The organism is Cellulomonas sp. A375-1 (assembly GCF_001040865.1).
Taxonomy (GTDB): domain Bacteria; phylum Actinomycetota; class Actinomycetes; order Actinomycetales; family Cellulomonadaceae; genus Cellulomonas; species Cellulomonas gelida.
Window position 1 is genome coordinate 26,663 of record NZ_LFKW01000061.1, and the last position, 21,106, is coordinate 47,768.

Here is a 21,106-nt window from a genome sequence, read left to right on the forward strand (position 1 = left end):
CCTCGATGAGCGACACGCTGACCGTCGACGTCGTCGACCCGCAGGGCAAGAAGGCCGGCACGGCCGACCTGCCCGGTGAGGTCTTCGACGCCCAGACGAACGTCCCGCTGATCCACCAGGTCGTCGTCGCGCAGCTCGCCGCGGCCCGACAGGGCACGCACGACACGAAGTCGCGTGGTGAGGTCCGTGGTGGCGGTAGGAAGCCGTACAAGCAGAAGGGCACCGGCCGCGCCCGTCAGGGCTCGACCCGTGCGCCGCAGTTCGCCGGTGGTGGCGTCGTCCACGGCCCCACGCCGCGTGACTACTCGCAGCGGACCCCGAAGAAGATGAAGGCCGCGGCGCTCCGCGGTGCTCTCTCGGACCGCGCTCGCGCCGGCCGCGTGCACGTCGTCTCCGGGTTCGCCCCGGGTGAGGCCCCGTCGACCAAGGCCGCTCTCGCGGTGCTCGACAACCTCACGGTGCGTCGTCACGTGCTCGTCGTCGTCGAGCGTTCCGACGAGATCACGTGGAAGTCGCTGCGCAACGTCGAGCGCGTCCACCTGCTCGTCGCCGACCAGCTCAACACCTACGACGTCCTCGTCTCGGACGACGTCGTCTTCACGCAGGGTGCGCTCGACGCGTTCCTCGCGGGCCCCGTCAAGGGCGCGAAGGCGACGGCGACCTCGACCGAGGCCGAGGAGGAGTCCAAGTGACCAACGTCGGCAAGGACCCCCGCGACATCCTGATCGCGCCGGTCGTCTCCGAGAAGAGCTACGGCCTGCTCGACGAGGGCAAGTACACCTTCCTCGTCGACCCGCGGGCGAACAAGACCGAGATCAAGATCGCCGTCGAGCAGGTGTTCGGCGTGAAGGTCGACTCGGTCAACACCGCCAACCGTCAGGGCAAGGCCCGTCGGACCCGTTTCGGCATCGGCCGCCGCAAGGACACGAAGCGTGCGATCGTCACCCTCCGCGAGGGAACGATCGACATCTTCGGCGGTCCGGTCGGCTGAGCGAAGGACTGAGGACTCATGGGAATCCGTAAGTACAAGCCGACGACGCCGGGCCGCCGTGGCTCGAGCGTGGCCGACTTCGTCGAGATCACGCGCTCCACGCCGGAGAAGTCGCTGGTCCGCCCGCTGACCAAGTCGGGTGGCCGCAACAACACCGGTCGCGTGACCACGCGCCACCACGGTGGCGGTCACAAGCGCGCCTACCGCGTGATCGACTTCCGTCGTCACGACAAGGACGGCGTGCCGGCCAAGGTCGCGCACATCGAGTACGACCCCAACCGCACCGCGCGCATCGCGCTGCTGCACTACGCGGACGGCGAGAAGCGCTACATCATCGCGCCGAACAAGCTGTCGCAGGGTGACGTCGTCGAGGCCGGTGCGGGCGCCGACATCAAGCCCGGCAACAACCTGCCGCTGCGCAACATCCCGACCGGTACGGTCATCCACGCCATCGAGCTGCGGCCCGGCGGCGGAGCGAAGATCGCCCGCTCGGCCGGGACGTCGGTGCAGCTCGTCGCGAAGGACGGCCCGTACGCGCAGCTGCGCATGCCGTCCGGCGAGATCCGCAACGTCGACCTGCGCTGCCGCGCGACGATCGGCGAGGTCGGCAACGCCGAGCAGTCGAACATCAACTGGGGCAAGGCCGGCCGCATGCGCTGGAAGGGCAAGCGCCCGACCGTCCGTGGTGTCGCGATGAACCCGATCGACCACCCGCACGGTGGTGGTGAGGGCAAGACCTCCGGTGGCCGCCACCCGGTGAGCCCGTGGGGTCAGGCCGAGGGCCGTACCCGCCGTCCGAACAAGCCGAGCGACAAGCTCATCGTGCGCCGTCGGCGCACCGGCAAGAAGCGCTGATAGGAGCCCGAGAGAATGCCTCGCAGCCTCAAGAAGGGCCCGTTCGTCGACGGCCACCTGCAGAAGAAGGTCGACGTCCAGAACGAGGCCGGAACGAAGAACGTCATCAAGACGTGGTCGCGTCGTTCGGTCATCACGCCGGACTTCCTGGGCCACACGTTCGCCGTCCACGACGGTCGTAAGCACACCCCGGTGTTCGTGACGGAGTCGATGGTCGGGCACAAGCTCGGCGAGTTCGCCCCGACGCGGACGTTCCGCGGCCACGAGAAGGACGACCGGAAGGGCCGTCGCCGCTGACCCCCGGGTCAGCTGGTGACGCTCTGACGGCAGAGACAGGAGTAGACACGATGGAAGCCAAGGCGAAGGCGCGGTTCGTCCGCGTCACGCCCCAGAAGGCCCGACGCGTCGTCGACCTCATCCGTGGCAAGCAGGCCGGGGAGGCCGTGGCGGTGCTGAAGTTCGCGCCGCAGGCGGCCGCGGAGCCCGTCCTCAAGACGGTGCAGTCGGCGATCGCCAACGCGGTCGAGGGCGCCAAGCGCAACAGTGAGCGCCTCGACGAGGCCAACCTCTACATCTCGGAGGTCTTCGTCGACGAGGGCCCGACCCTGAAGCGGTTCCGGCCGCGCGCTCAGGGTCGCGCCAGCCAGATCCTCAAGCGCACGAGCCACATCACCGTGGTCGTCGCGGAGCGCGAGACGAAGGGACGGTCCTGACAGTGGGGCAGAAGGTCAACCCGCTCGGGTACCGCCTGGGCATCACCACCGACCACAGGTCGCGTTGGTTCGCGGACTCGACGAAGCCGGGTCAGCGCTACCGCGACTACGTTCGCGAGGACGTGCAGATCCGTAAGCTCATGAGCACGGGTCTCGAGCGCGCCGGCATCGCGAAGGTCGAGATCGAGCGCACGCGTGACCGCGTCCGCGTCGACATCCACACCGCCCGCCCGGGCATCGTCATCGGGCGTCGTGGCGCGGAGGCCGACCGCATCCGCGGCGAGCTCGAGAAGCTCACGGGCAAGCAGGTCCAGCTCAACATCCTCGAGGTCAAGAACGCCGAGCTCGAGGCTCAGCTGGTCGCCCAGGGCATCGCCGAGCAGCTCGCGAGCCGTGTGTCCTTCCGTCGCGCGATGCGCAAGGGCATCCAGTCCGCGCAGCGGGCCGGCGCCAAGGGCATCCGCGTGCAGGTCTCCGGCCGTCTCGGCGGCGCGGAGATGAGCCGTACGGAGTTCTACCGCGAGGGTCGTGTGCCGCTGCACACGCTCCGCGCGAACATCGACTACGGGTTCTTCGAGGCTCGCACCACCTTCGGCCGCATCGGCGTCAAGGTGTGGGTCTACAAGGGCGACATGACCGAGAAGGAGTACGCCCGCGAGCAGGCCAGCCAGGCCCCGCGGCCGTCCCGTGGCGGTCCGCGCGGCGAGCGCAGCGACCGTGGTGACCGTGGCCCGCGTGGCGGCGGTCGTCGTGAGCGCGAGGCGCAGGCTCCTGCCGCCGAGGCTCCGGTCGAGTCGAACCCCGAGGCGACCCCTGAGACCGGAACGGAGGCCTGAGCCGTGCTGATCCCGCGCAGGCTGAAGCACCGCAAGCAGCACCACCCGGGGCGCTCCGGCGCCGCGACCGGTGGTACCACGATCTCGTTCGGCGAGTACGGCATCCAGGCTCTTGAGCCCGCCTACGTCACGAACCGGCAGATCGAGGCTGCTCGTATCGCCATGACCCGCCACATCAAGCGTGGCGGCAAGGTCTGGATCAACATCTACCCGGACCGGCCGCTCACGAAGAAGCCTGCTGAGACCCGCATGGGTTCCGGTAAGGGTTCGCCCGAGTGGTGGATCGCCAACGTCAAGCCGGGCCGAGTTCTGTTCGAGCTCGCCGGCGTCCCGGAGCCCCTGGCGCGCGAGGCCATGCGCCGCGCGCAGCACAAGCTCCCGATGAAGACCCGTTTCGTGGTTCGCGAGGGTGGTAACTGATGGCTATCGGAACCAAGGACCTGGCTCCTACCGAGCTGGACGCCTTCGACGACGAGAAGCTGGTCGCCGAGCTGAAGAAGGCCAAGGAGGAGCTGTTCAACCTCCGCTTCCAGTCCGCGACCGGCCAGCTCGAGAGCCACGGGCGGCTCAAGGCCGTGCGCCGCGACATCGCCCGGATCTACACGATCCTGCGCGAGCGCGAGCTCGGTATCCGGACCGCGCCGAGCGCGAGCGAGTGAGGCTGACATGAACGAGAAGCACACCACCGCCACGGCGGAGCACCGCGCGTACCGCAAGACGCGCCGTGGCTACGTCGTGAGCGACAAGATGGACAAGACCGTCGTGGTCGAGGTCGAGGACCGGGTCAAGCACCCGCTCTACGGCAAGGTCCTGCGCCGCACCTCCAAGGTGAAGGCGCACGACGAGCAGAACACGGCCGGCATCGGCGACCTGGTCCTCATCATGGAGACCCGCCCGCTCAGCGCGTCCAAGCGCTGGCGCCTGGTGGAGATCCTGGAGAAGGCCAAGTAAGATCTCGCGGCTTCGGCTGCGTGAAACGGCTGCTCTCGAGCAACCATCCAGTTGCCCACGGGCGGCGGGGAAGTCCCACCGGGTCGTCCCCGCCGCGACGTGTGCATCACGGCAACTATCCGTTCGGCCAGGCTCGGCCCGCTCGGGACCGAGAACCCGCCAGACGACAGGAGTAGGTAGATGATCCAGCAGGAGACGCGGCTTCGCGTCGCCGACAACACGGGTGCGAAGGAGATTCTCTGCATCCGTGTGCTCGGCGGTTCCGGCCGCCGCTACGCCGGGATCGGCGACGTCATCGTCGCCACCGTCAAGGACGCCATTCCCGGCGGCAACGTCAAGAAGGGCGATGTCGTCAAGGCGGTCATCGTGCGCACCCGCAAGGAGCGCCGGCGCCCGGACGGCTCGTACATCAAGTTCGACGAGAACGCGGCCGTGATCCTCAAGAACGACGGTGAGCCTCGCGGCACGCGCATCTTCGGCCCGGTCGGGCGCGAGCTGCGTGACAAGAAGTTCATGAAGATCATCTCGCTGGCTCCGGAGGTGCTCTGACCATGGCGAAGATCAAGAAGGGCGACCTCGTGGTCGTCATCTCGGGCCGTGACAAGGGCAAGCAGGGCCGTGTCCTCGAGGTCCTCACGGAGACGCAGCGCGTCGTCGTCGAGGGCATCCAGCGCGTGCAGAAGCACGTGAAGGCCGGCCAGACGTCGCGTGGCACCCGCACGGGTGGCATCGAGACCGTCGAGGCGCCCATCCACATCAGCAACGTGATGCTCGTGGACCCGGAGACCAAGAAGGGCACCCGGGTCGGCTACCGCTCCGAGCAGGTCGAGCGCGACGGCCGCACCCGGACGGTCCGCGTCCGCGTTGCCAAGCGCTCCGGGAAGGACGTCTGAGATGACTGAGACGACGATCCAGGCTCCGGCGACGCCCCGCCTGAAGTCCAAGTACAACGACGAGATCAAGTCGGCTCTCTTCGAGCAGTTCTCGCACGAGAACATCAACCAGGTCGCGCGCCTCGTGAAGGTCGTCGTGAACATGGGTGTCGGAGAGGCCGCCAAGGACTCGAAGCTCATCGACGGTGCGATCCGCGACCTGACCCAGATCACGGGCCAGAAGCCGCAGGTCACGAAGGCTCGCAAGTCCATCGCGCAGTTCAAGCTGCGTGAGGGCATGCCGATCGGTGCGCACGTCACGCTGCGCGGCGACCGTGCGTGGGAGTTCCTCGACCGCCTGCTGTCGACCGCGCTGCCTCGCATCCGCGACTTCCGCGGCCTGTCGCCCAAGCAGTTCGACGGCCACGGCAACTACACGTTCGGCCTCGTGGAGCAGTCCGTGTTCCACGAGATCGACCAGGACAAGATCGACCGTGTCCGCGGTATGGACATCACGGTCGTGACCACGGCGGACACCGACGACGAGGGCCGCGCCTTGCTCAAGCTCCTCGGCTTCCCGTTCAAGGAGGACTGACCCATGGCGAAGACCGCTCTGATCAACAAGGCGAACGCCAAGCCCAAGTTCGCGGTGCGTGGCTACACGCGCTGCCAGCGCTGCGGCCGTCCGCACTCGGTGTACCGCAAGTTCGGCCTGTGCCGGATCTGCGTGCGGGAGATGGCCCACCGTGGCGAGCTCCCCGGCGTCACCAAGAGCAGCTGGTAATCCCCTCACGACTCGATCGTCGGTAGGTCCCGGGCCGCTTCGCGCGGCCCGGGATACCCCGGCGAGAAAGGGCTGAAGCCCCCATGACCATGACCGACCCGATCGCAGACTTCCTGACTCGTCTGCGGAACGCGAACTCGGCGCACCACGACACCGTGTCGATCCCGTTCTCGAAGCTCAAGTCGCACATCGCGGAGATCCTCCAGGCCGAGGGTTACATCCAGGGCTGGAAGGTCGAGGAGGCCCCTGTGGGCCAGAACCTCGTCGTCGAGCTCAAGTACGGCCCGAACCGCGAGCGTGCGCTCGCCGGCGTCAAGCGCGTGTCCAAGCCGGGCCTGCGCGTGTACGCCAAGTCGACCAACCTGCCCAAGGTGCTCGGCGGCCTCGGCGTGGCGATCCTGTCCACGTCCTCCGGCCTGCTCACCGACAAGCAGGCCGCCAAGAAGGGCGTGGGTGGGGAAGTCCTCGCCTACGTCTGGTGATCTGAGACCAGGAAAGGAGCCAAGCCATGTCTCGTATCGGCAGGATTCCCGTCCCGGTCCCGGCTGGGGTGGACGTCAACATCGACGGCGCCGTCGTCACCGTGAAGGGCCCGAAGGGCACCCTCACGCACACGGTCGCCTCGCCCATCGAGGTCAAGCAGGAGGACGGCACGCTCGTCGTGTCCCGTCCTGACGACGAGCGCTACTCGCGCTCGCTGCACGGCCTCACCCGCACGCTTCTGGCCAACCTGGTCACCGGTGTGACGGAGGGCTACATCAAGAAGCTCGAGATCGTGGGCACGGGTTACCGCGTCACGGCCAAGGGTTCGGACCTCGAGTTCGCCCTCGGCTTCAGCCACCCGGTCGTCGTCTCGCCGCCGGAGGGCATCTCCTTCGTGGTCGAGGCCCCGACGCGCTTCTCGGTGCAGGGCATCGACAAGCAGCAGGTCGGCGAGGTCGCCGCGAACATCCGCAAGATCCGCAAGCCGGAGCCGTACAAGGGCAAGGGTGTGCGTTACGCGGGCGAGAACGTGCGCCGCAAGGTCGGAAAGGCTGGGAAGTAAGCCATGGCGATCAGCATCAAGGGCAAGGGCAAGGCGATCTCGCGCAAGCGTCGTCACCTGCGCCTGCGCAAGAAGGTCGTCGGCACGGCGGCTCGTCCGCGCCTCGTCGTGACGCGCTCGGCGCGCCACATCACGGCCCAGGTCGTGGACGACGCGATCGGTCAGACCGTCGCGTACGCGTCCACGCTCGAGGCCGACCTGCGCGGCGCCGAGGGCGACAAGTCGGCGAAGGCGAAGAAGGTCGGCGAGCTCGTCGCCGAGCGCGCCAAGGCCAAGGGCATCGAGGCGGTCGTGTTCGACCGCGGCGGCAACAAGTACCACGGCCGCGTGGCCGCGGTGGCCGACGGCGCCCGCGAGGGCGGTCTGGCACTGTGACCACGACGATCCGGAAGAAGAGGACTCACTGATGGCTGCTCCTGCACGCAGCAACACCGGTGCTCAGGGCACCGGCGGCGAGCGCCGCGACGGCGGTCGCCGTGATGGCGGCGGTCGCCGTGGCGACGCCGCAGAGAAGAGCGCGTTCCTCGAGCGCGTCGTGACCATCAACCGCGTGGCCAAGGTCGTCAAGGGTGGCCGTCGGTTCAGCTTCACCGCGCTCGTCGTGGTGGGCGATGGTGACGGCACCGTGGGCGTCGGCTACGGCAAGGCCAAGGAGGTGCCCGCGGCGATCGCCAAGGGTGTCGAGGAGGCGAAGAAGAACTTCTTCCGCGTCCCCCGCATCCAGGGCACGATCCCGCACCCCATCACGGCCGAGGCCGCTGCCGGCATCGTCCACCTGCGCCCCGCCGCGCCCGGTACCGGTGTGATCGCCGGTGGCCCGGTGCGTGCGGTGCTCGAGTGCGCCGGCATCCACGACGTCCTGAGCAAGTCGCTCGGTTCGTCGAACGCGATCAACATCGTCCACGCGACGGTCGCGGCCCTGCGTGGTCTCGAGCAGCCTGAGGCCGTGGCCGCACGCCGTGGCCTGCCGCTCGAGCACGTCGTGCCGGCCCCGCTCCTGCGGGCGCAGGCCGCCGGCCAGGCTGCGAAGGCCGCCGAGAAGGTGGGTGCGTGATGGCCCGCCTCAAGGTGACGCAGAAGCGCTCCGGCATCGGTGGCAAGCAGAACCAGCGCGACACGCTCCGCACGCTTGGTCTCAAGCGCATCGGCGACGTCGTCGTCAAGGAGGATCGTCCCGAGATCCGCGGCATGGTGAAGACCGTGCAGCACCTCGTGGCGGTCGAGGAGGTCGAGTGACCATGGCTGACGAGAAGAACGACAAGGTGGCCGCTGAGGCCGAGGCTGCGCCCAAGGCCGCCGCCAAGAAGCCTCCGGCCAAGAAGGCGACGACCGCGGCTGCCGAGAAGGCTCCGGCCAAGAAGGCGCCCGCGAAGGCCGCTGCCAAGGACGAGGCGACCGAGGCCGCTCCGGCCAAGGCTGCTCCGGCCAAGGCCGCTGCCGCCAAGAAGGCTCCCGCCAAGACGCAGACCGCTGCCGCCAAGAAGGCGGCGGAGGCTGCGGCTCAGCCGGGTGCCGGTGGCACGCTCAAGGTCCACCACCTGCGTCCGGCCCCCGGCGCCAAGACCGCGAAGACCCGTGTCGGTCGTGGTGAGGCGTCGAAGGGCAAGACCGCGGGCCGCGGTACCAAGGGCACCAAGGCTCGCTACCAGGTTCCGGACCGCTTCGAGGGTGGGCAGATGCCGCTGCACATGCGGCTGCCCAAGCTCCGTGGCTTCAAGAACCCGTTCCGTGTCGAGTACCAGGTCGTCAACCTGGACAAGCTCTCGGCGCTGTACCCCGACGGTGGCGACGTGACGGTCGCCGACCTGGTCGCCAAGGGCGCGGTCCGCAAGGGCCAGCGCGTCAAGCTGCTCGGCGACGGTGACCTCACCGTCAAGGTCTCCGTGGCCGTGGACGCGTACTCCGCGTCGGCCAAGGAGAAGGTCGTCGCCGCGGGTGGCTCGATCACCGAGGGCTGACGTCCCCACGTCCGTCAGGACGCGCACGACACCTGAAGCGGGTGGTTCCGGCTGAGGCCGGGGCCACCCGCTTCGTCGTGCGCGGCGCGAGACGGCCGTCGCGGCCCTCCGTGGGCCCGTCGCATCGCGGCGTCGTGGGCGGGGTCGGCCCGGCGCGGACGTCGCGTGTGCGGCCGCTGACGGCTCCGTGACGCCCCGAAACGGTTCGCGCCCGCGCGCGGGCGGCGGGGTCGCGTCGTCGGCGGAGAGGGCGGCGGCGCGCGAGTCGACGGCGTCCGGCTGCGACGCGAGCTCGCTGCGCGACCGGTCCTGCCCCGCGCGCGCATCTCGCCGGACGCGATGAATCGCCGCTGACCTGCGGGGACGGTCGGACGCCGCGGCCTTGGCCGCGTGCGCAGTGCGCCGCTCGAGCCGTGACGAGCGGTGGAGCACCGGCTGCGGTGCGCCCGCTCGAGACGGCGGGCGCAGCTCGTCGGCGTCCTGCAGATGGGCACGGTGACGGTGACCGCCGCGGCAGGGGGCATACTGCTCCTGCTCGCCGCTCGTCGGCGTCGGTGAGCGCGCGGGTAGCAGGGACGCTCACCCGCGTTGACAGAGCCGGGTCGGGTTGCAGGTAGTCTTGCTGCGGCCTTGGCCAGGTCATGGCTGACGACGTGCCGCACGGGCGGCTACCCAGGAGGACAGGTGCTAGGCGCATTCGTGCGGGCGTTCCGGACGCCCGACCTGCGGCGGAAGCTGCTCTTCACCATCGGCATCATGGTGGTGTTCCGCATCGGATCCTTCCTGCCCACACCAGGGGTGTCCTACCCCAACGTGCAGCAGTGCATCGACGAGATGGGCACGGGCAACGACCTGCTCGGCCTCGTGAACCTCTTCAGCGGCGGCGCGCTGCTGCAGCTGTCGGTGTTCGCGCTCGGGATCATGCCGTACATCACGGCGAGCATCATCGTGCAGCTGCTGCGCGTGGTGATCCCCAAGTTCGAGGAGCTGCACAAGGAAGGTCAGTCGGGTACCGCGAAGCTCACGCAGTACACGCGCTACCTGACGATCGCCCTGGCGGTCCTGCAGTCGACGACGGTCATCACGATCGCGCGCAGCGGCCAGCTCTTCGGCGGCTGCACCGTCGACGTCATCCCGGACAGCTCGTGGATCACGCTCGTCATCATGGTCATCACGATGACCGCCGGTACGGGCCTGATCATGTGGCTCGGCGAGCTCATCACCGAGCGCGGTGTCGGCAACGGCATGTCGCTGCTCATCTTCACGTCGATCGCGGCCAGCTTCCCGCCGGCGCTGTGGTCGATCGCCGGTGGCAACAACGGCGCGACGAAGTTCCTCATCGTGTTCGCGATCATCATCCTGGTCATCGCGCTCGTCGTCTTCGTCGAGCAGAGCCAGCGGCGCATCCCGGTGCAGTACGCCAAGCGCATGGTCGGTCGCCGCATGTACGGCGGCTCGAGCACCTACATCCCGATCAAGATCAACATGGCGGGCGTCATCCCGATCATCTTCGCGTCGTCGCTCCTGGCGATCCCGGGGATCATTGCGCAGTTCGGCGACCAGACCTCGCCGTGGGTGCTGTGGGTCTCGCGCAACCTCGCGGTCGCGGACGCCCCGCTGCACCTCGCGCTCTACGTCTTCCTGATCATCTTCTTCTGCTACTTCTACACGGCGATCACGTTCAACCCGGACGAGGTCGCGGACAACATGAAGAAGTACGGCGGCTTCATCCCGGGCATCCGCGCGGGCCGTCCGACCGCCGACTACCTGAGCTATGTGATCTCGCGGATCACGGCTCCCGGCTCGCTGTACCTCGCGATCGTCGCGCTCATCCCGACGCTGGCGTTCGCCCTGCTCGACATCGGCCAGAACATCCCGTTCGGCGGGTCGTCGATCCTCATCGTGGTGGGCGTCGGTCTGGAGACCGTCAAGCAGATCGAGTCGCAGCTGCAGCAGCGTCACTACGAAGGGTTCCTCCGATGAGCACGCGTCTGGTCCTGCTGGGCCCCCCCGGAGCGGGCAAGGGCACGCAGGCGGCCCGCCTGGCCGAGCGTCTGGGCGTCCCGGCGATCTCGACCGGCGACATCTTCCGCGCGAACATCAAGGGCGGCACCGAGCTCGGCCGCAAGGCGCAGGAGTACTCCTCGCGCGGCGCGCTGGTGCCCGATGAGGTCACGAACGCCATGGTGCGCGACCGCCTCGCGCAGGCGGACACCGCCGAGGGCTTCCTGCTCGACGGGTACCCCCGCAACGTGGCGCAGGTGGCCGAGCTCGACACGATCCTGGCTGACGCCGGCGTGACGCTCGACCTCGCGGTCGAGATCACGGCGGACCCGGAGGTCGTCGTCGAGCGGCTGCTGAAGCGTGCCGAGATCGAGGGCCGCGAGGACGACACGGCCGACGTGATCCGTCACCGGCTCGACGTCTACGCCGAGCAGACCGCGCCGATCTCGGACGTCTACGCCCAGCGCGAGCTGCTTGCGCAGGTCGACGGCATCGGCGAGGTCGACGAGGTCACCGAGCGTCTGCTGTCGGCGATCGGCTCCGCCGTCCGCTGAGCGGTCGGTCGGGACGAGTGGGCGCCGTGTTCGGCCGCGAGAAGATCGAGTACAAGACCCCGGACCAGGTGCGCACGATGCGCCGGGCCGGGCTGGTGGTCGCCGACGCGCTGGACGCCGCCCGTGCGGCCGCGGTGCCGGGGGCGACGACCGCGGACGTCGACGCCGCGGCGGCTCGGGTCATCACCGCGAGCGGCGCGAAGCCGTCCTTCCTCGGGTACCACGGGTACCCGGCCACCGTGTGCGTCTCGGTGAACGACGAGGTCGTGCACGGGATCCCGGGGGAGCGGGTGCTCGTCGCGGGTGATGTGGTCTCGATCGACTGCGGCGCGATCGTCGACGGCTGGCACGGCGACAGCGCAGTGTCCTTCGTCCTCGGTGAGGGCGACCCGGGCGACGTCGAGCTCGTCGCGACCGGCGAGGCGGCCCTGTGGGCCGGCATCGCTGCGCTGGCAGGGGCCGACCGCCTCGGGGTCGTGGGCGATGCGGTCGAGGACGTCGTCGACGACGCGCACACCGCGGGCCGCAACGGCGGCGTGCGGTTCGGCGTGGTCGAGGACTACGTGGGGCACGGCATCGGCTCCGCGATGCACCAGCCGCCGGACGTGCTGAACTACCGCACCCGTGACCGCGGCGCCAAGGTGCGCCCCGGCCTGTGCGTGGCCGTCGAGCCGATGATCGTGCGCGGCGACCAGGCGACCCGTGTCCTGGCCGACGACTGGACCGTCGTGACCGAGGACGGGTCGCGTGCGTCCCACTGGGAGCACACCGTCGCGATCCTGGAGACCGGGATCTGGGTGCTCACGGCCCGCGACGGTGGCGCGGCGGGACTCGCCCCCCACGGCGTGGTGCCCACACCGCTCGCCTGAGCCTCGCCAGGGAGTCGGATGTCACGTGCGCGAGAGGGTGGAGCGGTTTCGTCGAACGGGTGCCATGGCGTAAAGTGTCCCGTTGGGTGTGTGCGCTCCGTAGGTTGCGCGTGACCGGGAAACCGGCCGAGCGGCTTGGAGCAGCACCCGCTCCCTTCCACGATCTCGACGACGGCCCGGCTCCTTGCCTGTCCGCGTGGATGTCGTGGTGCTCGACACGACCGACAGTTAGCGGAGGATATGGCGAAGAAGGACGGCGTCATCGAGATCGAGGGCAGCGTCGTCGAGGCGCTCCCGAATGCGATGTTCCGCGTGGAGCTCACCAACGGCCACAAGGTGCTCGCGCACATCTCGGGCAAGATGCGACAGCACTACATCCGGATCCTCCCTGAGGACCGGGTGGTCGTCGAGCTGAGCCCGTACGACCTGTCCCGCGGTCGCATCGTCTACCGCTACAAGTAATCACCACGAGAACGCCGTCGGCCCCGTGAGGGCGCGCGGCGGCGGAGGAATCACGCGATGAAGGTCAAGCCCAGCGTCAAGAAGATCTGCGACAAGTGCAAGGTGATCCGCCGGCACGGTCGCGTTCAGGTGATCTGCGAGAACCTGCGTCACAAGCAGCGCCAGGGCTGATGCCCCGGCGGCATCTCGCCGCACCACGCCCCGAGCGCTCGGGGCACGCACGACGGACCGTCAGGTCCGGCAAGCGCATCGTCGCTCCGGCGGCCGCACCCGAGGTCTGACCCACGGGACGGGCGCCGGCGAACCCTCGGCTCGGAGGCCGGGGCCCGCAGGCACGTGGGAAGACGGTGCGGAAGACCTCCGAGCAGTTACAGGAGCCACCAGGCACATGGCACGTCTCATCGGAGTGGACCTCCCCCGCGAGAAGCGGCTGGAGATCGCGCTCACCTACATCTACGGGGTCGGCCGCACGCGCGCCAAGGCCACCCTCGCGGCCACCGGCATCTCCGGCGACCTGCGGGTCAAGGACCTCGGCGACAACGAGCTCGTCGCCCTGCGCGACTACCTCGAGGGCAACTACAAGCTCGAGGGTGACCTGCGACGTGAGGTCGCCGCGGACATCCGCCGCAAGGTCGAGATCGGCTGCTACGAGGGCCTGCGTCACCGCCGCGGCCTTCCGGTGCGCGGTCAGCGCACGAAGACCAACGCGCGTACCCGCAAGGGCCCGAAGCGCACCGTCGCCGGCAAGAAGAAGGCCGGGCGCAAGTAACGCCCCCGCTGCCGGCAGCCCGATCCGTAGAGAGAAGAAGAGCAGATGCCTCCCAAGTCCCGTACCGCCGTGCGCAAGCCGCGCCGCAAGGAGAAGAAGAACGTCTCCCACGGCCAGGCGCACATCAAGAGCACGTTCAACAACACGATCATCTCGATCACCGACCCCTCGGGCGCCGTGATCTCGTCGGCGTCGTCCGGCCAGGTCGGCTTCAAGGGCTCGCGCAAGTCGACGCCGTTCGCGGCGCAGCTCGCCGCCGAGGCCGCCGCGCGTCGTGCGCAGGAGCACGGCATGCGCAAGGTCGACGTCTTCGTCAAGGGCCCGGGCTCGGGTCGTGAGACGGCGATCCGTTCGCTGCAGGCCGCTGGTCTCGAGGTCGGTTCGATCCAGGACGTGACGCCGCAGGCGCACAACGGCTGCCGTCCGCCGAAGCGCCGCCGCGTCTGATCGACACCCGTACCGGGCCGAGCCCCTGCCCGGCCCGGTACGGGTGCACGCGGCTCACAGACTCATCCCCTGGCATGCGGACCGAGGCATGACCGGGAACGCAACACCTGCGTGGCGTCATATGGCGGACGTCCGCTGAGAGGAAACACACCGTGCTGATCGCACAGCGCCCCACCCTGACCGAAGAGGTCATCTCGGAGGTCCGTTCGCGGTTCTCCATCGAGCCGCTCGAGCCCGGCTTCGGCTACACGCTCGGCAACTCGCTCCGCCGGACGCTGCTGTCCTCCATCCCCGGTGCCGCCGTCACGTCGATCCGCATCGACGGCGTCCTGCACGAGTTCTCGACCGTGCCGGGTGTCAAGGAGGACGTCACCGAGATCATCCTCAACATCAAGAACCTCGTCGTCTCCTCGGAGAACGACGAGCCCGTCGTGATGTACCTGCGCAAGCAGGGCCCCGGCGACGTCACCGCGGCGGACATCGTCCCGCCGGCGGGGGTCGAGGTGCACAACCCCGAGCTCCACCTGGCCACGCTGAACGACAAGGGCAAGCTCGAGATCGAGCTCACCGTCGAGCGTGGCCGTGGCTACGTGTCGGCCGCGCAGAACAAGTCGTACGACACCGAGATCGGCCGCATCCCGGTCGACTCGATCTACTCGCCCGTGCTCAAGGTGACCTACAAGGTCGAGGCGACGCGTGTCGAGCAGCGCACCGACTTCGACAAGCTCATCGTGGACGTCGAGACGAAGGCGGCGATCAGCCCGCGCGACGCGCTCGCGTCGGCCGGCAAGACGCTCGTCGAGCTGTTCGGTCTGGCTCGCGAGCTCAACGTCGAGGCGGAGGGCATCGAGATCGGCCCGTCGCCGACGGACGCGGCCCTGGCCGCGGACCTGGCGCTGCCGATCGAGGACCTGCAGCTGACGATCCGCTCGTACAACTGCCTCAAGCGCGAGGGCATCCACACGGTCGGCGAGCTCGTCGCCCGGTCGGAGGCCGACCTCCTGGACATCCGCAACTTCGGCGCCAAGTCGATCACGGAGGTCAAGGAGAAGCTCGCCGAGCTCGGCCTGACCCTCAAGGACAGCCCGCTCGACTTCGACCCGTCCGCGTCGGCGTACTACGGCGACGACGAGGGCGACTTCGTCGAGGACGAGCAGTACTGACATCAGCACCGGTCCAGTACTGACCCGGTACTGACGAAGAACTTCAAGGAGAACTGACCATGCCCACGCCCACCAAGGGTCCCAGGCTCGGTGGCGGTCCCGCGCACGAGCGGCTGATCCTCGCGAACCTCGCGACCCAGCTGTTCGAGCACGGCCGCATCACGACGACCGAGGCGAAGGCCAAGCGCCTGCGTCCGCTCGCCGAGCGCCTCATCACGTTCGCCAAGCGCGGCGACCTGCACGCCCGCCGTCGCGTCCTGACCGTCGTCAAGGACAAGAGCGTCGTGCACGTGCTCTTCACCGAGATCGCCCCGGCCCTGGCCGAGCGCAACGGTGGCTACACGCGCATCACGAAGATCGGTCCGCGCAAGGGCGACAACGCGCCCCTCGCCGTGATCGAGATCGTGCGCGAGCCGCTCTCGCCGAAGCAGGCCGTCGTCAAGGAGGCCACGAAGGCCGCCGAGAAGGCCGCCAAGCCGAAGGCCGACAAGCCGAAGGCCGCCAAGGTCGAGGACGCGCCGGTCGAGGACGTCGTCGCCGACGCTCCCGTCGAGGACGCGCCCGCCGACGAGGCGAAGGCCGACGACAAGGCCTGACGCTCGCCGTCGCCGCACGAAGGCCCGGACACCCCGCGGTGTCCGGGCCTTCGTCGTCCCGCGTCCGGGCCCCGCGAGCGACCGGCCAGGTGGGCGCGGTTCAGGTCGGCTCGGATCAAGGGGGGGTTCGCCGGTCAGGTGAACAGGCAGAAGGGGTGCCCCGACGGGTCCAGCAGGACACGGACGTCCTGCTGGGGCTGTGCGGCGGCCAGGACCGCCCCGCAGCGGATCGCCCAGGCGGTCGCAGCCGCGAGATCCTCGACCAGGACGTCCAGGTGCTGGGTGGCGTTCTGGCCATCGGGGCTCGCGGGCCACGTGGGGCGGCGGAACTGGCGCTCGTGCTCGAAGTTGAGCGTGAGTCCCGGTCTGCCGGGGTCGCCCGTGGCGACCTGGGCCCAGCCCGCGTCGTCGCCGTGCGGTGGGTCCTGGGCCGTCACGCGGCCGCCCAGAAGGCGTGCGTAGAAGTCGGCGAGCAGCGCGGGGTCGTCCGTGCCGATCGTGACCGAGGTGGCGTGCAGCGAGGGACGGTCCATCCCGTCACGCTAGGCCCGGCCCGGCCGGCGCGCTCCGTCACGGAGTCGCCGGCCGGGCTCACCTGGTCGTACCGGTGCTCAGCTGCGGCGGCGACGGGCCGTCAGCGCCGTCGCACCGAGCGCGAGGCTCAGCAGCGCGAGCGCCACCAGCGGTCCGGCGGTGGCACCGGTCGTCGCGAGCTCGTCGTCCTGGTCGTCCCGGCCGCCCGAGGTGGGCGTCGGCCGCGGCGTCGCCGAGGGGTCCGGCGAGGCCGAGGGGTCCGGTGTCGGCACCGCTGCTCGGACCTCGACGGCGACCCGGGCGCGCTCGCCCGAGGCCGTCATGACGACGACGTGGTGGGTGCCCGCGGGGGTCGAGGCAGGCACCGTCACGTCGACGACGAGCGCGCCGTCGGCATCCGCACGCACCTCGGCGAGCAGCACCGGCGTCGAGTGCAGCTCGATGCGTGCCTGCTCGTGGGGCTCGAGCCCGGACACCCGGACCTCAAGAGCGCCGCCGGGGGCGATGCGCGGCGTGGAGACCTCGACCTCGGGGACCGGCGCCGGGGCCACGACGAGCGTCGTGGTCGCCGTGGCGTCGTCGCCGACACCGTTCGTGGCCCGGAACGTCACCGTGGAGGTCCCCGCGGTCGTGGGCGTGCCCGTGAGACGGCCACCCGACGAGGTCGGCACGAACGTGACGCCCGCCGGCAGGCCGCTGGCCGTGACGGTCGGGGCCGGGTACCCGAGCGAGGCGACCGTGGCGGTGAGCGGCTCTCCCACGACGACGTCGACCTGGCCGGGTGCCGTGATCGACGGCGGCGCCTGGACGACGACCGTCCACGGCACGGTGAGCGCGGTACCCACCGCGTTGTCGAGCGTGACCTGCACGTCGTGCGTGCCGAGCGCGGACGTGGTGCCGGTCAGTCGCAGCTCGCCGCCGCTCACGGAGACGGACAGGCCGGCGGGCAGGCCGGTCGCGGTCGCGGTGGGCTCGGGGTGCCCGAGCACCGGGGTGAGGGCGACGTCGACCGCGGTGGCGGTGCGCACGACGGTGGTCCCGCCGCTCAGCGTCGTCGTCGGGGGAGCGGGGACCGTGAGGGTCACCGTGGCCGTCGCGGTGCCGCGCACGTTCGTCGCCGTGACGACGACCTCGTGCTCGCCCTGGTCCGCCTCCGACGGCGTGCCCGAGAACGACGCGGATGCGGCGTCGAACGTCAGCCACGCCGGCAGCGGCGACGTGGTGAGCGTCGGCGCGGGGTGGCCGGTCGGCTCGAGCGTGAGCGTCGAGGCCGTGCCTGCCGGGAACCTCGCGGCGACGTCGTCGCCCGCCGAGGGTGCCGACTCGACGTCGAGCACGATGCTGGTGCTCGACTCGTCGCCGACCCCGTTGCCCGCCGTGACGACGGCCGTGAACCGACCGTCTCGCGTCGGCGTCCCTGCGAGGCGAGCGCCGTCGCCGTCCTCGACGAGCGTGACCCCCGCGGGCAGACCCGTGACCGTGAGCGCGGGGGCGGGGTAGCCCGTGACGGTGAGCGGGATCAGCGTCATCGGCGCACCGAGCACGAGCGTGGCGGACGCCGCCGCCGAGACGCCCGCGGGCTCCTGCACGACGACGGTCCAGCCGGCGTCCGTCGTGCCGGTGGCGCTCGTCAGCGTGACCTCGACGTCGAACGCGCCGGCCTGGGTCGGGGTGCCGACGAGCCGCACGGTGGCGCCCGTCTGCTCGATCGCGAGGCCGGCGGGAAGCCCGTCCGCGTCCGCCACGGGCGTCGGGTGCCCGGCGAGCGTGAAGGCCGCACGGTCGACCGCGGTCCCGAGCCGCAGGGTCGTGGCGGACGGCGGGGACGCGAAGGTCGGGACCGATGTGACCTCGATGGTCACCGGCACCGGCGTCGGGTCCGTGTCGACGCCGTTGGAGGCCGACAGCGTCACGGTGTAGGTGCCCGGAGACGTCGGGGTGCCCGAGACGATCCCGCCGGACAGCGTGAGCCCTGCGGGCAGCGCGGTCGTCGAGAGCGTGGGCGCCGGATAGCCGCCGAGGGCGATCGGCAGCACGGCAGCGGTGTCCACCGGGAGCGTGACGGTGGGCGGTGCGCTGAGCGTGGCGGGCACCTGGACGACGACGGTGAACGACAGGGTCGCTGCCGTCCCCACCCCGTTGGTCGCGGTCACGGTGACGTCGTGGCGCCCACCGGTGGCGTTCGTCGTGCCGGACAGCAGCACACGACCGCCCGAGACGACCACGCCGAGCCCGCTCGGCAGGCCCGTCGCGCTCACGGTCGGGGCGGGGTAGCCGGTGACGAGCCCGACGTCGACCGTGCCCACCGCGGTGCCGCGCCGGACGGGGACGTCGGTGACGCTCGCGGTGAGGGCCGCCGGGGCGGTCACGACGACGGTCACGTTCGCGGTCGCCGTGCCCGCCGCGTTCGTCGCCGTGACGGCGAACGGGCCGAACGAGCCCGAGACGGCCGCACCCGGGGCCGCGGTGAACGTGCCCGTCGCGGCGGTGAACGTCAGCCAGCCGGGGAGCGCCGAGCCGAGCGCGAGCGTCGGACGCTCGTGCCCGCTCCATGCCAGCGCCAGGGAGTCGGTCGTCCCGGCCCGCAGCGTGAGCTCGGGCGACGCGTCGGCGAAGGACGGGCCCTGCAGCACGTCGATCGTGAGGTCCCGCGCGACGGCCCCGCCGACACCGTTGTCCGCGGTCACCCGGACGACCACGGCGCCGCTCGCGGTGGTGGCGGTGGGGGTCCCGACGACCTTCACCTGGCCGGGCGTGCTCGTGTCGAGCGAGAGGCCCGGCGGCAGCGATCCTCCGCCGAGGACGGTGGTGGTGAGCGTCGGGCTCGGGTAGCCGGTCGCGACCAACGTCGCGCCGGTGAGTGCGGAGCCCAGAGTCGTCGACACCGCCGCCGGCCCGGTCACCTGCGGGGCGGCCTGCACGGTCCATGCCCAGGTGGTGGTGGCGGTCGCGAAGCCGTTGTCCGCCGTGATCGTCGCGGTGCCGGTGGCCTGGGCGGCGCTCGTCGGGCGTGCCGGCGTCCCGGTGATCGCTGCGGTCGAGCCGGTCAGGACCGCCGACAGGCCCGCGGGCAGGCCGGTGGCCGTCACCTCGTAGGGGTCGCCCGTCAGCGGCACGGGCAGCGACGTCGCCGAACCCGCCGTCACGAGGGTCGTCGTGGGGGCGGTCACCGTGGGCCGCGGGCCGACGACCAGGTCCAGGGTCCCCGTCCCCGTGCCCCACGCGTTGGTCGCGGTGACCGTCACGGTGCTCGCGCCCTGCAGGGTGGGCGTGCCGGTGATGGCGCCGTCGGAGTAGCTCAGCCCGGCGGGCAGTCCGGTGACGTCGACCTGCGGTGCCGGGTATCCGGTCGTTGTGATCGGGATCGAGACCGGCTCGCCCAGGATGACGTCGTGCCGCTCGTTCGCGGCCGTGACCACGGTCGGCTGCTGGCCCACCACGACCGACCTGCTGAACGAGGCCGTGCGGTACTCGTTCCCCACGGTCGTCGTGACTGCGAACGTGCCCGTGGCGGTGGGCGTGCCGGTCAGCTGGACGTCCGAGCCGACCAACGCCAGGCCCGTGCCGGCGGGCAGCCCGGTGGTCGGGCCGAGGATCGTCGACCCGGGGGTCGAGGTCACGGTCCCGAGGGTCGTGGGACCGGCGACGCCGACGGTCGCGTCCAGGGCCGAGTAGGTCACCGAGACGGGCGACGGGACGACGACGGGGATGGTCGCGTCCGCCGTCAGCGCGTTGGCCACGTCGGCGTGCAGCGTGACCGAGGTGTCCGCGTAGGAGGTCCCGGGGTTGCCGGTGAGCGTGACGGTCGTCGTCGTACCCGACTTGCTGGTCGAGACGTTCATCCAGGACGGCTTCCCGGAGGTCATCGTGACGTCGGGCGCGGGGTTGCCGGTGACGGCCACGGTCCGCGTCGTGGTGGTCGACGGGGGGAAGACGAGCGGGCTCGTGCTGGCGAACGCGGGTGCCACGTACGTGGGCTCGCCGACGTTCGCCCCGATGCCCTCGAATGTCACCGAGACGTTCTGGTTGGTCGTCGTCGCCGAGACGAACAGGGTGACCTTCTTGACCCGGCTGCGGTCGAAGCCCGACGGGAACGTGAAGACCGCGACGTCGCCCACGTAGGCGGGCGTGTAGCGGATGGTGAGCCAGTCGCCCGCCGCGCCGCCGTTGCGCGTGAGCCCGCCGACGCTCGCGACCTTGCCGTTGACGTCCTCGGCGCTGACGCCGAACGTCACCGCCGACGGCTGGTTCGGCGTCACGTCGCGGTACTTGAGCTGCAGGCGGTCGGCACCTGCCTGCTCGAGGTTCACCACCGAGTCCGCGGTCCAGGTGACCTGTGCGTTCGCGTAGTTGCAGCCGAGCGCGTCCGGGACGCGCGCGTCGACCTTCATCGTCCCGGTGCCCATGGTCAGGGAGTTGTTCCCCGACGGGCTGCACGTGTTGTTCCCTGCGACCAGGGTCCGCGTGCCCATCGCGTTGCCGGCGAAGTCGTCGACGCTGAAGCCGACGTCCTCCGCGGTGGCGGGTGCGGCGAGTCCCGCGACGAGCGTCACGAGGGCGAGCGTGGCGGTGGCGAACGCCGCGGTGGCACGGCGAAGGGGGGCAGGGATGCGCATGGGTTCCTCGCGGACGGGTGTGCTCCGGCGGCGGCGGCCACCGAGCGTCGCCACGACGCTACGGACCAAGGTCCCGAGGGGAAACGC

At 70.5% G+C, this 21,106-nt stretch carries 30 protein-coding genes; 28 read left to right on the forward strand and 2 right to left on the reverse strand.

Annotation, left to right across the window (positions count from 1 at the left end):
• Positions 1-5 precede the first annotated feature (5 nt).
• The 28 genes from rplD to rplQ all read left to right on the forward strand — a co-directional run bounded on the left by rplD (position 6) and on the right by rplQ (position 15,869).
• On the forward strand, positions 6-692 hold the full coding sequence (gene rplD, locus CWIS_RS06890) for a 50S ribosomal protein L4 (protein WP_048342560.1): 687 nt from the start codon (positions 6-8) through the stop codon (positions 690-692).
• Positions 689-991, forward strand: a complete 303-nt coding sequence (rplW, locus tag CWIS_RS06895; protein ID WP_048342528.1) for a 50S ribosomal protein L23 — start codon at positions 689-691, stop codon at positions 989-991. The genes rplD and rplW overlap by 4 nt, the downstream gene beginning before the upstream one ends.
• 18 nt (positions 992-1,009) lie before the next feature.
• On the forward strand, positions 1,010-1,846 hold the full coding sequence (rplB, locus tag CWIS_RS06900) for a 50S ribosomal protein L2 (protein WP_013882859.1): 837 nt from the start codon (positions 1,010-1,012) through the stop codon (positions 1,844-1,846).
• A gap of 15 nt (positions 1,847-1,861) precedes the next feature.
• Complete coding sequence (gene rpsS, locus CWIS_RS06905) at positions 1,862-2,143, forward strand: 30S ribosomal protein S19 (protein ID WP_048342529.1); 282 nt, start codon at positions 1,862-1,864, stop codon at positions 2,141-2,143.
• 50 nt (positions 2,144-2,193) lie between these two features.
• Positions 2,194-2,559 carry a 50S ribosomal protein L22 gene (rplV, locus tag CWIS_RS06910; RefSeq protein WP_048342530.1) on the forward strand — a complete coding sequence of 122 codons (366 nt, stop codon included), beginning with the start codon at positions 2,194-2,196 and terminating at the stop codon, positions 2,557-2,559.
• 2 nt (positions 2,560-2,561) lie between these two features.
• A complete protein-coding gene (rpsC, locus tag CWIS_RS06915; RefSeq protein WP_048342531.1) occupies positions 2,562-3,395 on the forward strand; it encodes a 30S ribosomal protein S3 in 834 nt (277 codons plus the stop codon).
• Between the two features lie 3 nt (positions 3,396-3,398).
• Positions 3,399-3,815, forward strand: a complete 417-nt coding sequence (gene rplP / locus CWIS_RS06920; RefSeq protein ID WP_048342532.1) for a 50S ribosomal protein L16 — start codon at positions 3,399-3,401, stop codon at positions 3,813-3,815.
• Positions 3,815-4,054, forward strand: a complete 240-nt coding sequence (gene rpmC / locus CWIS_RS06925; protein WP_048342533.1) for a 50S ribosomal protein L29 — start codon at positions 3,815-3,817, stop codon at positions 4,052-4,054. Before rplP ends, rpmC begins: the two co-directional genes overlap by 1 nt.
• Positions 4,055-4,061: 7 nt before the next feature.
• Positions 4,062-4,346: a 30S ribosomal protein S17 gene (gene rpsQ / locus CWIS_RS06930; protein ID WP_048342534.1), complete on the forward strand. Its 285-nt coding sequence runs from the start codon at positions 4,062-4,064 to the stop codon at positions 4,344-4,346.
• A gap of 180 nt (positions 4,347-4,526) precedes the next feature.
• Entirely contained in the window at positions 4,527-4,895 is a 369-nt protein-coding gene (gene rplN / locus CWIS_RS06935) for a 50S ribosomal protein L14 (RefSeq protein WP_048342535.1), read from the forward strand.
• Between the two features lie 2 nt (positions 4,896-4,897).
• Positions 4,898-5,239, forward strand: coding sequence for a 50S ribosomal protein L24 (gene rplX / locus CWIS_RS06940; RefSeq protein ID WP_048342536.1), 342 nt, complete (start codon positions 4,898-4,900; stop codon positions 5,237-5,239).
• 1 nt (position 5,240) lies between these two features.
• The gene (gene rplE / locus CWIS_RS06945; RefSeq protein ID WP_048342537.1) at positions 5,241-5,813 is read left to right on the forward strand and encodes a 50S ribosomal protein L5; all 573 of its coding nucleotides are present in this window, start codon (positions 5,241-5,243) and stop codon (positions 5,811-5,813) included.
• Between the two features lie 3 nt (positions 5,814-5,816).
• Complete coding sequence (locus CWIS_RS06950; protein ID WP_048342538.1) at positions 5,817-6,002, forward strand: type Z 30S ribosomal protein S14; 186 nt, start codon at positions 5,817-5,819, stop codon at positions 6,000-6,002.
• An 83-nt stretch (positions 6,003-6,085) separates the two neighbouring features.
• Complete coding sequence (gene rpsH, locus CWIS_RS06955) at positions 6,086-6,484, forward strand: 30S ribosomal protein S8 (RefSeq protein WP_048342539.1); 399 nt, start codon at positions 6,086-6,088, stop codon at positions 6,482-6,484.
• Between the two features lie 26 nt (positions 6,485-6,510).
• Positions 6,511-7,047, forward strand: coding sequence for a 50S ribosomal protein L6 (gene rplF, locus CWIS_RS06960; RefSeq protein WP_048342540.1), 537 nt, complete (start codon positions 6,511-6,513; stop codon positions 7,045-7,047).
• A 3-nt stretch (positions 7,048-7,050) separates the two neighbouring features.
• Positions 7,051-7,422 (forward strand): 50S ribosomal protein L18, encoded by a 372-nt coding sequence (rplR, locus tag CWIS_RS06965; protein ID WP_048342541.1) that lies wholly within the window; start codon positions 7,051-7,053, stop codon positions 7,420-7,422.
• Between the two features lie 31 nt (positions 7,423-7,453).
• Entirely contained in the window at positions 7,454-8,101 is a 648-nt protein-coding gene (rpsE, locus tag CWIS_RS06970; protein WP_048342542.1) for a 30S ribosomal protein S5, read from the forward strand.
• On the forward strand, positions 8,101-8,283 hold the full coding sequence (rpmD, locus tag CWIS_RS06975) for a 50S ribosomal protein L30 (protein WP_048342543.1): 183 nt from the start codon (positions 8,101-8,103) through the stop codon (positions 8,281-8,283). Before rpsE ends, rpmD begins: the two co-directional genes overlap by 1 nt.
• A 2-nt stretch (positions 8,284-8,285) precedes the next feature.
• Positions 8,286-9,005 carry a 50S ribosomal protein L15 gene (gene rplO / locus CWIS_RS17995; RefSeq protein ID WP_082156278.1) on the forward strand — a complete coding sequence of 240 codons (720 nt, stop codon included), beginning with the start codon at positions 8,286-8,288 and terminating at the stop codon, positions 9,003-9,005.
• Between the two features lie 684 nt (positions 9,006-9,689).
• Positions 9,690-10,988 (forward strand): preprotein translocase subunit SecY, encoded by a 1,299-nt coding sequence (secY, locus tag CWIS_RS06990; protein ID WP_048342544.1) that lies wholly within the window; start codon positions 9,690-9,692, stop codon positions 10,986-10,988.
• A complete protein-coding gene (locus tag CWIS_RS06995) occupies positions 10,985-11,563 on the forward strand; it encodes an adenylate kinase (RefSeq protein WP_048342545.1) in 579 nt (192 codons plus the stop codon). The genes secY and CWIS_RS06995 overlap by 4 nt, the downstream gene beginning before the upstream one ends.
• 26 nt (positions 11,564-11,589) lie before the next feature.
• Positions 11,590-12,432, forward strand: a complete 843-nt coding sequence (gene map / locus CWIS_RS07000; RefSeq protein WP_048342563.1) for a type I methionyl aminopeptidase — start codon at positions 11,590-11,592, stop codon at positions 12,430-12,432.
• A 240-nt stretch (positions 12,433-12,672) separates the two neighbouring features.
• Positions 12,673-12,894, forward strand: a complete 222-nt coding sequence (gene infA / locus CWIS_RS07005; protein ID WP_013770189.1) for a translation initiation factor IF-1 — start codon at positions 12,673-12,675, stop codon at positions 12,892-12,894.
• Positions 12,895-12,951: 57 nt separating this feature from the next.
• On the forward strand, positions 12,952-13,065 hold the full coding sequence (rpmJ, locus tag CWIS_RS07010) for a 50S ribosomal protein L36 (RefSeq protein ID WP_013117849.1): 114 nt from the start codon (positions 12,952-12,954) through the stop codon (positions 13,063-13,065).
• A 217-nt stretch (positions 13,066-13,282) separates the two neighbouring features.
• Entirely contained in the window at positions 13,283-13,663 is a 381-nt protein-coding gene (rpsM, locus tag CWIS_RS07015; protein WP_048342546.1) for a 30S ribosomal protein S13, read from the forward strand.
• Positions 13,664-13,708: 45 nt separating this feature from the next.
• Entirely contained in the window at positions 13,709-14,110 is a 402-nt protein-coding gene (gene rpsK / locus CWIS_RS07020; RefSeq protein WP_019136350.1) for a 30S ribosomal protein S11, read from the forward strand.
• Positions 14,111-14,262: 152 nt separating this feature from the next.
• Complete coding sequence (locus CWIS_RS07025) at positions 14,263-15,273, forward strand: DNA-directed RNA polymerase subunit alpha (RefSeq protein WP_048342547.1); 1,011 nt, start codon at positions 14,263-14,265, stop codon at positions 15,271-15,273.
• A 59-nt stretch (positions 15,274-15,332) separates the two neighbouring features.
• A complete protein-coding gene (gene rplQ / locus CWIS_RS07030; RefSeq protein WP_048342548.1) occupies positions 15,333-15,869 on the forward strand; it encodes a 50S ribosomal protein L17 in 537 nt (178 codons plus the stop codon).
• Between the two features lie 134 nt (positions 15,870-16,003).
• Here rplQ and CWIS_RS07035 read toward each other — a convergent pair whose 3' ends face one another.
• Together CWIS_RS07035 and CWIS_RS07040 are read right to left on the reverse strand one after the other, a co-directional pair.
• On the reverse strand, positions 16,004-16,402 hold the full coding sequence (locus tag CWIS_RS07035; protein WP_048342549.1) for a VOC family protein: 399 nt from the start codon (positions 16,400-16,402) through the stop codon (positions 16,004-16,006).
• A gap of 78 nt (positions 16,403-16,480) precedes the next feature.
• Positions 16,481-21,019, reverse strand: coding sequence for an S-layer family protein (locus CWIS_RS07040; protein ID WP_048342550.1), 4,539 nt, complete (start codon positions 21,017-21,019; stop codon positions 16,481-16,483).
• Positions 21,020-21,106 lie beyond the last annotated feature (87 nt).